The 13,390-nt window shown below is 61.5% G+C and carries 10 protein-coding genes and 3 tRNA genes; 4 read left to right on the top strand and 9 right to left on the bottom strand.

Features of this window, described 5'->3' with window-relative positions; translation table 11 throughout:
- Nucleotides 1-42: 42 nt before the first annotated feature.
- From ACA053_RS18850 to aldA, 4 genes are read left to right on the top strand one after another with little or no spacing between them, the layout of a single operon-like run.
- Nucleotides 43-1,338: an MFS transporter gene (locus ACA053_RS18850; protein WP_497393384.1), complete on the top strand. Its 1,296-nt coding sequence runs from the start codon at nucleotides 43-45 to the stop codon at nucleotides 1,336-1,338.
- A 17-nt stretch (nucleotides 1,339-1,355) separates the two neighbouring features.
- The gene (gene rhmD / locus ACA053_RS18855; protein WP_008067008.1) at nucleotides 1,356-2,540 is read left to right on the top strand and encodes an L-rhamnonate dehydratase; all 1,185 of its coding nucleotides are present in this window, start codon (nucleotides 1,356-1,358) and stop codon (nucleotides 2,538-2,540) included.
- A 14-nt stretch (nucleotides 2,541-2,554) separates the two neighbouring features.
- On the top strand, nucleotides 2,555-3,355 hold the full coding sequence (locus tag ACA053_RS18860) for an aldolase/citrate lyase family protein (protein WP_497393385.1): 801 nt from the start codon (nucleotides 2,555-2,557) through the stop codon (nucleotides 3,353-3,355).
- A gap of 19 nt (nucleotides 3,356-3,374) precedes the next feature.
- Entirely contained in the window at nucleotides 3,375-4,808 is a 1,434-nt protein-coding gene (gene aldA, locus ACA053_RS18865; protein WP_497393386.1) for an aldehyde dehydrogenase, read from the top strand.
- 143 nt (nucleotides 4,809-4,951) lie between these two features.
- Here the strand turns inward: aldA and ACA053_RS18870 are convergent, their stop codons facing one another.
- The 9 genes from ACA053_RS18870 to purF all read right to left on the bottom strand — a co-directional run bounded on the left by ACA053_RS18870 (nucleotide 4,952) and on the right by purF (nucleotide 13,378).
- The gene (locus ACA053_RS18870) at nucleotides 4,952-7,375 is read right to left on the bottom strand and encodes a TonB-dependent siderophore receptor (RefSeq protein ID WP_497393387.1); all 2,424 of its coding nucleotides are present in this window, start codon (nucleotides 7,373-7,375) and stop codon (nucleotides 4,952-4,954) included.
- A gap of 67 nt (nucleotides 7,376-7,442) precedes the next feature.
- Nucleotides 7,443-8,393 (bottom strand): FecR domain-containing protein, encoded by a 951-nt coding sequence (locus ACA053_RS18875; protein WP_497393388.1) that lies wholly within the window; start codon nucleotides 8,391-8,393, stop codon nucleotides 7,443-7,445.
- Nucleotides 8,390-8,899 (bottom strand): sigma-70 family RNA polymerase sigma factor, encoded by a 510-nt coding sequence (locus ACA053_RS18880; protein WP_497393389.1) that lies wholly within the window; start codon nucleotides 8,897-8,899, stop codon nucleotides 8,390-8,392. Before ACA053_RS18880 ends, ACA053_RS18875 begins: the two co-directional genes overlap by 4 nt.
- Before the next feature lie 249 nt (nucleotides 8,900-9,148).
- Nucleotides 9,149-9,225: transfer RNA gene (locus ACA053_RS18885), tRNA-Asp, on the bottom strand.
- Nucleotides 9,226-9,317: 92 nt separating this feature from the next.
- A tRNA-Asp gene (locus ACA053_RS18890) sits at nucleotides 9,318-9,394 on the bottom strand.
- A gap of 55 nt (nucleotides 9,395-9,449) precedes the next feature.
- Nucleotides 9,450-9,525, bottom strand: a tRNA-Val gene (locus tag ACA053_RS18895).
- A gap of 283 nt (nucleotides 9,526-9,808) precedes the next feature.
- The gene (locus ACA053_RS18900) at nucleotides 9,809-10,585 is read right to left on the bottom strand and encodes an SDR family oxidoreductase (protein ID WP_109633194.1); all 777 of its coding nucleotides are present in this window, start codon (nucleotides 10,583-10,585) and stop codon (nucleotides 9,809-9,811) included.
- Nucleotides 10,582-11,793, bottom strand: a complete 1,212-nt coding sequence (locus ACA053_RS18905) for an O-succinylhomoserine sulfhydrylase (protein ID WP_010456020.1) — start codon at nucleotides 11,791-11,793, stop codon at nucleotides 10,582-10,584. Before ACA053_RS18905 ends, ACA053_RS18900 begins: the two co-directional genes overlap by 4 nt.
- Before the next feature lie 79 nt (nucleotides 11,794-11,872).
- Nucleotides 11,873-13,378: an amidophosphoribosyltransferase gene (gene purF, locus ACA053_RS18910; RefSeq protein ID WP_046026886.1), complete on the bottom strand. Its 1,506-nt coding sequence runs from the start codon at nucleotides 13,376-13,378 to the stop codon at nucleotides 11,873-11,875.
- Between the last annotated feature and the right edge of the window lie 12 nt (nucleotides 13,379-13,390).

Raw genomic sequence — 13,390 nt, forward strand, 5'->3', positions numbered from 1 at the left:
TCTTTCCCATAAGAACAAATGCCCTACCAAAGGAAAACTGCGATGAAGACTCTACCCGCGCCTCTGCTCGCCAAAATTTCCTGGCGGTTGCTGCCCTTCCTGCTGCTGATGTACATCATGGCCTTCCTCGACCGCGCCAACGTCGGGTTCGCCAAGCAAGCCTTTCAAGCCGACACCAATATCAGCGACGCCGCCTTCGCCTTCGGCGCCGGGGTGTTTTTCGTCGGTTATGCGCTGCTCGAAGTGCCGAGCAATCTGATCCTGCACCGTGTCGGCGCCCGTCTGTGGATGTGCCGGATCATGGTCACTTGGGGGCTGGTCTCCGCCGCCATGGTCTTCGCCCACACCGAAACCAGCTTCTACATCCTGCGTTTTTTGCTGGGCGTGGCCGAAGCCGGCTTCTTCCCCGGCGTCATCCTCTACCTCACCTATTGGTTCCCCAGCGCCGCGCGCGGCAAAGCCATGGGCTTCTTCTACTTCGGTGCGCCGCTGGCGTTCATCTTCGGCAGCCCGCTGTCCGGCCTGTTGCTGGAGCTGGACGGATTTGCCGGTGTCCACGGCTGGCAATGGCTGTTCGCGGTTGAAGGCCTGATGGCCACCGCGGTGGGTGTCTGGGCCTATTGGTATCTGGACAATCGCCCGGCCGATGCGAAGTGGCTGACGGTTGAAGAGCGCCAGCAAGTGCAAGGCATCCTCGATCAAGAAGACAGCCACAAACAGAACCACGGCCGCAGCCTGCTCAACGTCCTGTGCCAGCCGTCGGTGCTGTACCTGTGCCAGATTTATCTGCTCATTCAGGCCAGCGTTTACGGCGTGGTGTTCTATCTGCCCACCCAGGTCGGCGGACTCTTGGGCACCAAGGTCGGGCTGATGGTCGGACTGGTCACGGCGATTCCGTGGATCTGCGCGATCGTCGCGGCATACCTGATCCCCGGTTACAGCGACCGCACCGGCGAACGTCGTCGCACCGCCTGCCTGACGTTACTGATGTCGGCAGCCGGGATCGCCTGCTCGGTGACCTTCGCCAGCCCGTTCCTCGGCATCGTCGCGCTGTGCTTCGCCGCTTCCGGCTTCATCGCCGTGCAACCGGTGTTCTGGACCTTCCCTTCCAGCTACCTCGCCGGCAGCGCTGCGGCGGCCGGGATCGCCCTGATCAACTCGTTCGGCGCCCTCGGCGGCTTCATCGCCCCGGTGCTGAAAAACTGGGCCGAAGGCGCCTTCCATTCACCGGCCGCCGGGTTGTACGTGCTGGCCGGCACCACTGTCATCGCCGCGTTGCTGGTGCTGGGCATCCGCTCACCCGTCCAGAAGCCTTCCAGTACACCGGCCACCGTTTAAACCTGAGGAGTCACACCATGGGCATTCCAACCATCAAACACGTCCGCGCCTTCACCCTGCGAGGCGGCGGCGCGGATTATCACGATCAGGCGGACGGCCACTGGATCGACGATCACATCGCCACGCCGATGAGCAAATACCCCGAGTATCGCCAGAGCCGCCGCACCTTCGGCATCAACGTGCTCGGGACCCTGGTGGTCGAGATCGAAGCCAGCGACGGCACGGTCGGTTTTGCCGTGACCACCGGTGGTGAGCCAGCGGCTTACATCGTCGAGAAACACCTGGCGCGTTTCCTCGAAGGCGCACGGGTCACCGACATCGAAAAAATCTGGGACCAGATGTACCAGTCGACGCTGTATTACGGGCGCAAAGGCATCGTCATCAACACGATCTCCGGCGTTGATCTGGCGCTGTGGGACCTGCTCGGCAAGATCCGCCAGGAACCAGTGCATCAATTGCTCGGCGGTGCGGTGCGTGACGAATTGCAGTTCTACGCCACCGGCGCCCGTCCGGATCTGGCGCAGAAAATGGGTTTCATCGGCGGCAAGATGCCGCTGCACCACGGCCCGGCCGAAGGTGAGGAAGGCCTGCGCAAGAACCTCGAAGAGTTGGCCACCATGCGCGAACGGGTCGGCCCGGACTTCTGGCTGATGCTCGATTGCTGGATGAGCCTGGACCTCAACTACGCCACCAAACTGGCGGTCGGCGCCCACGAATACGGTTTGAAGTGGATCGAAGAAGCCCTGCCGCCGGACGATTACTGGGGTTACGCCGCCCTGCGCAACAACGTGCCCAAAGGCATGCTGGTGACCACCGGCGAACACGAAGCCACCCGCTGGGGCTTTCGCATGCTGCTGGAAATGGGTTGCTGCGACATCATCCAGCCGGACGTTGGCTGGTGCGGCGGGATCACCGAACTGGTGAAGATTTCCGCCCTAGCCGATGCCCACAACGCCTTGGTCATTCCCCATGGTTCGTCTGTCTACAGCTACCACTTCGTCGCCACCCGACATAACAGCCCGTTCGCCGAGTTCCTGATGATGGCGCCGAAAGCGGATGAAGTGGTGCCGATGTTCCACCCGCAATTGCTCGGCGAACCGGTGCCGGTGAACGGTCGCATGCGCCTGTCGGCACTCGACCAGCCAGGTTTCGGCGTAACCCTCAATCCGGAATGCCAACTGCATCGGCCGTATAACCGTTGAGAAAGGACCCCGTCATGAACATGCCTCACAACGCTTTCAAGGCCGCGCTGAAAAATCCGGCGACCCAGTACGGCATCTGGGCCGGTTTCGCCACCGGCTACGCCGCCGAGATCGTCGCCACTACCGGTTATGACTGGATGTTGATCGATGGTGAACATGCGCCGAACACCGTGCCCGGCGTACTCGCGCAATTGCAGGCGGTGGCGCCCTACTCCACCGCGCCCGTCGTGCGTGCAGTGACGGGCGATGCCAATCTGATCAAGCAACTGCTGGATATCGGCGCGCAAACGCTGATGATCCCGATGGTCGAAACCGCCGAGCAAGCGGCCGCGCTGGTGCGCGCCATGCGCTATCCGCCGCATGGCATTCGTGGCGTCGGCGGCGGCCTGACCCGCGCCACGCGCTGGGACGGCGTGCCGGATTACCTGAACACCGCCCATGAGCAGTTGTGCCTGATCGTGCAGGTGGAATCGCGCACGGGTGTGGAAAACGTCGAAGCAATCGCCGCTGTCGAAGGCGTGGACGCGGTGTTTATCGGCCCGGCGGATTTGTCCATCGGCCTCGGCCATGCCGGCAACCCGGGTCATCCTGAAGTCCAGGAACGCATCCAACACGCGGTGCACGCAACGCTCGCGGCCGGCAAGGCCTGCGGCATTCTCGCGCCAAACGAAGAAGACGCGCGCCGCTATCAGAGCTGGGGTTGCCAGTTCATTGCGGTGGCCATCGACATCAGCCTGCTGCGCCAAAGCGCCATGACCACCCTCGCGCGCTATCGCACACCGGCCACCGAGCACGCGCCGTCGCGCACCTATTGATCAGCCAAGGAGTCGTCCCATGTCGTCCGTGCCTGTCTACGAAAACTTCATTAATGGCCAGTTTGTGGCCAGTGCTGCCCACCTCGATGTGATCAACCCGGCCACCGGCGTCGCGCTGTCGAAAGTCCCGGCCTCGACAGCCGAAGACGTCGACCGCGCCCTCGCCGCCGCGCGTGCTGCGCAAAAAGACTGGTCACGCAAACCGGCGATTGAACGCGCCGGGCATCTGCGCCGCATCGCCGCCAAGCTGCGGGAGAACGTCCAGTACCTGGCGCGCACCATTACCCTGGAACAAGGCAAGGTCAGCGGCCTCGCAGAGGTCGAGGTCAATTTCACCGCCGATTACCTCGACTACATGGCCGAGTGGGCCCGACGCATTGAAGGCGAAATCATCACCAGCGACCGCCAGAACGAAAATATCTTTCTGTTCCGCAAACCGCTGGGCGTGGTCGCCGGGATTCTGCCGTGGAATTTCCCGTTCTTCCTGATCGCCCGCAAGATGGCCCCAGCCCTGCTGACCGGCAACACCATCGTGATCAAACCCAGCGAAGAAACCCCGAACAACTGCTTCGAATTCGCCCGGCTCGTCGCCGAAACCGATCTGCCACCCGGCGTGTTCAACGTGGTCTGCGGCGATGGTCGAGTGGGGGCGGCACTCAGCGCGCACAAGGGCGTGGACATGATCAGCTTCACCGGCAGCGTCGACACCGGCTCGCGAATCATGGCCGCCGCGGCACCGAACATCACCAAGCTCAACCTGGAACTGGGCGGCAAGGCGCCGGCCATTGTGCTGGCGGATGCCGACCTGGATCTGGCGGTGAAAGCCATTCGCGATTCGCGGATCATCAACAGCGGCCAGGTGTGCAATTGCGCCGAGCGAGTGTACGTCGAGCGCAAGGTCGCCGATCAGTTCATCGAACGCATTTCTGCCGCGATGAGCGCGACCCGTTACGGTGATCCGATTGCTCAGCCAGATGTGGAAATGGGCCCGCTGATCAACCGTCAGGGCCTGGACAGCGTCAACCGCAAAGTCCGTACGGCGTTGAGTCAGGGCGCAAGTTTGATCAGTGGCGGGCAGATTGCCGATCTACCAAATGGCTTCCACTTCCAGCCCACGGTGTTGGCGGGTTGCAGCGCCGATATGGAAATCATGCGCGAGGAGATTTTCGGCCCGGTGCTGCCGATCCAGATCGTCGATGACCTCGACGAAGCCATCGCCCTGGCCAACGATTGCGACTATGGCCTGACTTCATCGATCTACACCCGCGACTTGAGTAAAACCATGCAGGCGATGCGCGAGCTGGATTTTGGCGAGACTTACGTCAACCGGGAGAACTTCGAGGCCATGCAGGGCTTCCATGCCGGGGTGCGTAAATCCGGGATTGGTGGTGCGGATGGCAAGCATGGGCTTTACGAGTACACGCATACCCATGCGGTGTATTTACAGGGCTGAGTTTTGCGGCGCTGCCTATGCCGCCATCGCGGGCAAGCCCGCTCCCACAGGGTTCTTGGTGTTCACTCAATGTGTGAAACAACACAGATCACTGTGGGAGCGGGCTTGCCCGCGATGGCGTCATGTCAGCCAATGAGATGCCGTCAGAAGTCCACCGTCGCGGAAAGCAGGTAGGTCCGTGGCGTCGACAGCGTCAACCCAGGCTCGCTGTCATCCGACGCCCCGGCCGAACTCCAATAGCGCTTGTCCGCCACGTTCTCGATATTGGCGCGCAATGTGATGTTCTTTTCCTCGACCTTGAACGCGTAGCGTGCGCCCACGTCGAAACGCTCCCAGGAATCGATTTCCTTGTTGTTGGACTGATCCAGATATTGCGAGCTGGAATAGAGGCCGCGGCTGGTGAGGGTCAGGCCCTGAACAGTCGGCACGTCCCACTCGGCGCCGAGGTTGACGTTGTATTTCGGCGTGGCCGGCGCCCGGTTGCCGTCGAAAGTGCCATTGGTGGTGTTGGTCAGCTCGCTGTCGATGTACATGACACCGCCGAGCAGGCGGAAACCGTCGAGCGGCTCACCGAACACACTCAACTCCACACCTGTGTTTTCACGCTTGCCGTTCGGGCCGAAGACGCGTGTCGTGGCGTTGGTCTCATAGGCCGGCTGCTTGATCCGGAACACTGCGGCGGTCACCGCGAAAGCACCGGCGTCATACTTGGCGCCGACCTCGACCTGGCGGCTGATGAACGGCGGGAAAATCTCGTCTTCGTTGATCGAGGTCGACGGTGCGATCTTGCCCTGGCTCAGGCCTTCCATGTAGTTGGCGTAGAGCGACAGCTTATCGGTGGCCTTGAACAGGATGCCGCCTGATGGCGAAACCTTTTCCTCATCGTAGGCGGTGTCGCCTTTGATGTTATCCGACCAGTCGTCAACCTTGACCCGCTGCCAGCGCGCGCCGAGGGTCAGCAGCAGCTGGTCATCGAAGAAACCCAGGGTGTCGGACAACGCCACGCCGCTGAAGCGGTTTTCGGTGTAGACCTTCGGATCCTGTCGCGTCGGTCTGACCGGTGTCGGTGTTTCCACCGGATTGTAGAGGTTGCTCGGCGCCGCCGCGTAACGCGCGCCGCCATTTTCGAAGTCCATGTAGAAGTAGCTGGCGGCCAGGTTGACCTCGTGGCTCACCGGACCGGTGTGGAACCAGTTGCGCACCCCGGCCGTGGCCGTCCGCACATTTTCGTCGCGAGTAAAATCACGCGGCTGCACGCTGAAATCGCCCCGGTCATTGGTGACTGCAACGGCATGCCGGAGGAAGTCATGGTTGCTTTTGCGCGCGCCGACACCGCCATACAGCATGACGGAATCGCTGACATCGAACTCGCCGTTCACCGTGCCGAAGGTGTCGTTGGTGCTCGCCTTGCTCCAGGGTTGCGCATAGTTGTGGCGCACATCGCTGGCCCGCGGAACCTGCGCGTTGGCGTTCACCTGCACGCGTTCCTGCGGGGCGTCGGTGTCACGCTCGGTGCGCCCGATGTCCGTCGAGAGCCGCAGGCGTTCACCGCGAAAATCCAGGCCGAGTACGGCCATCTCGCGGTCGACATTCTGTTGATCCCATTCGGTGTCGCCGGACTGTTTGACGCCGTTGAAGCGAATACCGAATTTGTTGTCCTCGCCAAACCGCCGGCCGACATCCACAGCACCGCCGACCTGGCTGTCGGACGCGTAGCTGCCGGTGAACGACGTGATCGGTTTGTCGGTAGCGCGCTTGGGCACCACGTTGATCCCGCCGCCTACGCTGCCCCGCGGCGAGATGCCGTTGATCAGCTGGCTCGGCCCCTTGAGCACGTCGACGCGGTCGGCCATTTCCATGTCGATCGTGTAGGTCGGCAGGATGCCGTAGAGACCGTTGTAGGCAACATCACTGTTGAACAGGCTGAGCCCGCGAATGGTGAACTGCTCGTAGCGCCCACCCGCCGGGTTGGTGGCGCGAACCGACGGATCGTTTGCAATCAGGTCGCCCAATGTCCGCGCCTGCTGGTTCTTGACCACCTCACTGGTGTAGGTGGTCATGCTGAACGGCGTTTCCATGAAGTCTTTGGAGCCGAGCAAGCCTTGCGAACCACGGCGCGCGACTTGGCCACCGGCATACGGATCGCCGTTTACCGGGTCGATGGAGCCGAGAATCGAGGTGGCACCCAGTTGCAGGCCGCTGCCTTCTGGCGCCGGGGTCAGGATATAGGCCTGTTCGCCTACCGGCTGCAGTTGCAGGCCGGAACCCTGTAACAGCCGGGCGAAGCCCTCCTCCACGGCGAACTCGCCGGAAAGACCGGGACTGTTGCGACCGCTCACCAACGCCGGGTCAACCGAGAGGTTGACGCCCGCCAGACCGGCGAAACGGGTCAATGCTGCGCTGAGGCTACCTGCCGGCACCTGATAACTGCGTCGAGGCGCGTCTTCGGCCCAGCTGGCAGTGACAAACAACGGACAGGCACTGAGGCTCAGCAACAGGCTCAAGTGCATTAACGGGCGCAGGCGGGATGAAGCCAGACGCGGACTCGATGGGAACACTGCGGGCATTGAAGAAGCTCTCTTATTTCGTTCACTTGCCTTGAATGACAATCGACGCGAAAAAAGGGGACACACTTCAAACACTATTTTTGCGCGGCAGCAGCGTTACCCAATAACGCGTACGCGAATGCACCTCCAGCGGCAGGCTGGCCGCCAGCAACGCGAGGATACGGTCGGTGTCTTCCAGGCGAAAACTGCCAGTGACGCGCAGGGATTCCAATTCCGGTTCCCAGCGCAACACGCCTGGACGATAAGTGCTGAGTTCGCGCAGGAAATCCCCCAGCGGCTGGTTCTGCGCCATCAGCACACCGTCACGCCAACCTGGGGCGAGCACGTCGAAGGGCTCCACGGCACCGGCACCCGCGACCTGAAGGCTGACTTGCTGGCCGGCGCGCAACGAGAAGACCGGTCCGTGCAACGGCTGCAACTGCACGGAGCCGTTAAGCACAGACACTCTGCAACCCGTCTGCCACTGACGAACACAGACTTCGCTTTGACTGACGACCACTTGGCCGAAATGGGTCTGGATCGTCAGCGGCGAAGTGCCGGGGACTTTCAGGGCTATTTCGCCTTCCACAAGCTTCAGTAGCCGGTTGTTCAGATCGATATCGACGGCACTGGCGGTGTTCAATTGCAGCGAGCTGCCATCGGCCAACTGGACTTTCTTTCCCTCCCCGGTCGCTGTGCGCAGATCGGCGCCCCAGACGTCCAGAGGCAATTGCCGACTGATCAGCCAGGCAGCCGGCACCAACGCGACCGCTCCGACGGCGCGCTTGAGTACTGCGCGTCGGCTTGGTTGCGGCCGATCCAGACTGGCCATCGCCAAGGCTGACGGCAGGTCGGTGAAGCGCTGGCGCAAGAGTTGCGCTTTTTGCCAGGCCTGCTCGTGGCTGGAATGGCTGTCGCGCCAGTTCTGCAATTCGGCTCGGTCGCGCTCATTGGCGGTGCCCGATTCCATGAGCGCCAGCCACCGTGCGGCAGCCCGGATGGCTTGGCGGGCGTCGGCCGAAGGGGCTGAACCGATCACAGGTCCACCAGCAGGCAGTGTTCGTAAGCCTGGGCCATGTAGCGCTTGATCGTGCGCTCCGAGACTTGCAGTCGCTCGGCGATGTCTTGATAACCCAGGCCTTCCAGTTGGCTCCAGAGAAACGCCCGTCGCACCGGCGTCGGCAATCCATCGAGCAACTCGTCGAGGGCTTGCAGGGTTTCCAGCAGGATCCAGCGTTGTTCGGGGGATGGCACGCAGTCTTCCGGCAGCAACGCCAGTGCATTGAGGTAAGCCTGCTCGAGGCTGCGGCGTTTGTAGAAGTTGGTCAGCAACCGTTTGCCCACGGTCGCCAGGTAGGCGCGGGGTTCTTGAAGGTCAGCGATGCGCTGGGAGCTGGCGAGCAAGCGCACGAACGTATCCTGGCTCAGGTCCGCTGCATCATGACCATTGCTCATGCGTCGTCTCAACCAGCATTCGAGCCAGCCGCGATGGTCGCGGTACAAATCGTGGAAGGTTTGCTCCTCCGGCATCGCTGCATCGCTCATTTCAAGAAGCCCTGTGCCAAGGAGTTATCGTAAATGAGAGTGATTCTAATTAATGTCGGGCGTATGAAGGAAGCGCTTTATGCATCGGATGAGCAGAAAGGTTCGATTGGGAGGGTGTGCGCGGAGGAAAAGCCAAATCGCAGACACAAAAAACCCCGGTCTTTCGACCAGGGTCTTTGCTATCGACTCGAAGACAGCCAGCGGCTTTCTTCGTAGCTCCAAGGCGTTCAGCGGGCCTTGAGGCAGATATGGCGCAGCGGACGGGACTCGAACCCGCGACCCCCGGCGTGACAGGCCGGTATTCTAACCGACTGAACTACCGCTGCGTATCGCTTTGGACTTTCGCCCAAGTAACTCGTCTGATTGAAAACTCAGAAGCTTCTCAATCTCGAACCAGATAAATCTGACTCGGAAAATATGGCGCAGCGGACGGGACTCGAACCCGCGACCCCCGGCGTGACAGGCCGGTATTCTAACCGACTGAACTACCGCTGCGCGTCGGTGGAGGCTTTTAAAAGCTTCCATCTTGCTTTCGCAAGACTCTCGGAAGTGGTGGGTGATGACGGGATCGAACCGCCGACATTCTGCTTGTAAGGCAGACGCTCTCCCAGCTGAGCTAATCACCCGTTTGCATCTCCGAGGCCGCGAAATTTACGCAGGTAGCGAACCTAAGTCAATAGCAGGATTGAAGTTTTTCTAAAAAAGACAGAATCGTGTCATTCCGCAAGGCGTTGCCAACCGCCACCATCACGCTTATGCAGTCACACCGCTTTCGCGAGCAAGCCCGCTCCCACAGTGATTTTGCGTCGTACACATAATCTGTGTTCACTGACAATCAACTGTGGGAGCGGGCTTGCTCGCGAAGGCGGCGGCACATCCAATACAAATGCTGGCCAGGACGCCGCCGGATTACTCGCTGTAAATCATCTTCTTGGTCATGCCGCCGTCGACCACAAACTCCTGGCCCGTGACGAAACCGGCATTCTTCGACAGCAGCCACGCCACCATCGCCGCGACGTCCTCGACGGTCCCTACCCTGCCCGCCGGATGCTGCGCATGGTCGGCATCGGTCAGAGGTTCGGCACGACGTGCCGCCGGATCACGCGCATCGATCCAGCCGGGGCTGACCGCATTGACGCGAATTTCCGGCCCAAGGCTAATCGCCAAGGCATGAGTCAGGGCCAACAGACCGCCCTTGCTCGCCGCGTAAGCCTCTGTGTCCGGCTCGGACTGCGCAGCGCGGGTCGAGGCCAAGTTGACGATCGCACCGCTGTGAGCGCGCAGATACGGCGCACAGTGTTTGGCCAACAGCATCGGCCCACTGAGATTGACCGCCAACACCCGATTCCAGTAAGCCAGATCGAGGCTTTCCAGGGTGATGTTGTGCGGGTCGGCCACCGCCGCGTTGCACACCAGCGCATCCAGACGTCCGAATTGCCCAAGCACCTCGGCGACGCCCAGCGCCACTTGCCCCTCGTTCGAGACGTCCATGGCGATGAACCAGGCGTTTGCGCCCAGCACCTTCGTCACTTTCGAACCGCGTTCTCGATCGAGGTCGGTCAGCACAACCTGCCAGCCTTCGCTGATCAGCCAAGCCGCAATACCGAGCCCGATGCCGCGCGCGGCACCGGTGACCAGTGCAACGCGGCCATGGGTGCCGGTGCCTGGCGTCGACAACTCGATCACAAGGCAGCCAACCCGCGCGCCAGATCGGCTTGCAGGTCAGCCACGTCTTCCAGACCGACCGCGATGCGGATCAGGCTGTCACGAATGCCCGCTGCTTCACGCTCTTGCGGCGCCAGACGGCCGTGGGAAGTGGTGCTCGGGTGCGTGATGGTGGTTTTGCTGTCGCCCAGGTTGGCGGTAATCGAAATCAAACGGGTCGCGTCGATAAAGCGCCAGGCGCCCTCTTTGCCACCCTTGACCTCGAAACTCACCACGGCGCCGAAACCCTTCTGCTGACGCAAGGCCAGTTCGTGCTGCGGATGGCTCTTGAGGCCGGCGTAATGGACTTTTTCGATACCGTCCTGCTGCTCCAGCCACTCGGCCAGTTGCTGGGCATTGGCGCAATGCGCCTTCATGCGCAGGCTCAGGGTTTCGAGGCCCTTGAGGAAGATCCAGGCGTTGAACGGGCTCAGGGTCGGCCCGGCGGTACGCAGGAAGCCGACGACTTCTTTCATCTGCTCGCTGCGACCGGCAACAACGCCGCCCATGCAACGGCCCTGGCCGTCGATGAATTTGGTCGCCGAGTGCACGACGATGTCCGCGCCCATCTTCAGCGGCTGTTGCAACGCCGGGGTGCAGAAGCAGTTGTCGACTACCAGCATCGCGCCTTTGGCGTGAGCGATTTTCGCCAGCTCGGCAATGTCCACCAGTTCGGCCAACGGATTGGAAGGCGACTCGACGAAGAGCAATTTGGTGTTGGCCTTGATCGCCGCATCCCAGCCGGACAAGTCTGCCAGAGGCACGTAATCGACTTCGATACCGAAGCGCTTGAAATACTTTTCGAACAGGCTGATGGTCGAGCCGAACACGCTACGGGACACCAACACGTGGTCGCCGGCGCTGCACAGGCTCATCACCACCGCCATGATCGCCGCCATGCCAGTGGCCGTGGCCACCGCTTGCTCGGCGCTTTCCAGCGCGGCAATGCGTTCTTCGAACGCGCGCACGGTCGGATTGGTGTAACGCGAGTAAACGTTGCCCGGCACTTCGCCGGCAAAGCGCGCCGCCGCGTCGGCAGCGGTACGGAATACATAGCTGGAAGTGAAGAACATCGGATCACCGTGTTCGCCTTCCGGCGTGCGGTGCTGACCGGCGCGTACGGCCAGGGTATCGAACGCTACGCCTTCGAGGTCGCTGTCCAGCCGACCGGCATCCCAATCCTGACTCATGCTGTCACTCCTTGCCCTGCTCTCGATTTGGAGAGCTAATCAGTAGATACAAAACCGGCCCCTCAGGGCCGGTAGTTACTCAGTTGTTATACAGATCGATGATCGCACTGACTGCCTGCGTCTTGACCTTGGAGGCATCGTTGCGTGCCTGCTCGATCTTGTTCAGGTAAGCCTCATCGACGTCGCCGGTGACGTACTGGCCGTCGAACACCGCGCAATCGAACTTGTCGATCTTGATCTTGCCGCCACCGACTGCTTCGATCAAGTCAGGCAAATCCTGATAGATCAGCCAGTCGGCGCCGATCAGGTCAGCCACGTCCTGGGTCGAACGGTTGTGGGCGATCAGCTCGTGAGCGCTTGGCATGTCGATGCCGTAGACGTTCGGGTAGCGAACGGCCGGGGCTGCGGAGCAGAAGTAGACGTTTTTCGCGCCGGCTTCACGGGCCATCTGGATGATCTGCTTGCACGTGGTGCCGCGAACGATCGAGTCGTCCACCAGCATCACGTTCTTGCCGCGGAATTCCAGTTCGATGGCGTTGAGCTTCTGGCGTACGGATTTTTTCCGTGCGGCCTGGCCCGGCATGATGAAGGTCCGGCCAATGTAGCGGTTCTTCACGAAACCTTCGCGGAACTTGACGCCCAAGTGGTTCGCCAGCTCCAGGGCCGCAGTGCGGCTGGTGTCCGGAATCGGGATGACCACGTCGATGTCGTGTTCCGGACGCTCGCGCAGAATCTTCTCGGCGAGTTTCTCACCCATGCGCAGGCGAGCCTTATAGACCGACACGCCGTCGATGATCGAGTCCGGACGCGCCAGGTAGACGTGTTCGAAGATGCACGGCGTCAGGGACGGGTTGGTCGCGCACTGACGGGTGTGCAGCTTGCCGTCTTCAGTGATGTAGACCGCTTCGCCCGGTGCCAGGTCGCGAATCAGGGTGAAACCGAGCACGTCCAGGGACACGCTTTCGGAGGCGATCATGTACTCGACGCCTTCGTCGGTGTGACGCTGACCGAAGACGATCGGACGGATGCCGTGCGGGTCGCGGAAACCGACGATGCCGTAGCCGGTCACCATTGCAACAACCGCGTAGCCACCGACGCAACGGTTGTGCACGTCAGTAACGGCCGCAAACACGTCTTCTTCGGTTGGCTGCAACTTGCCGCGCTGGGCCAGTTCGTGCGCGAACACGTTAAGCAGCACTTCCGAATCGGAATTGGTGTTGACGTGGCGCAGGTCAGATTCGTAAATCTCCTTGGCCAGCTGCTCAACGTTGGTCAGGTTACCGTTGTGCGCCAAGGTAATGCCGTAAGGCGAGTTGACGTAAAACGGTTGGGCTTCGGCCGAAGTCGAGCTGCCCGCGGTCGGGTAACGCACATGGCCAATGCCCATGTGGCCGACCAGGCGCTGCATGTGACGCTGATGGAACACGTCACGCACCAGGCCATTGTCCTTGCGCAGGAATAACCGGCCATCATGGCTGGTCACGATACCGGCAGCGTCCTGGCCGCGGTGCTGGAGGACGGTTAGCGCGTCATACAGCGCCTGATTGACGTTCGACTTACCGACGATACCGACGATGCCACACATGCGACGCAACCC

This window comes from Pseudomonas sp. LBUM1672 (assembly GCF_059695655.1).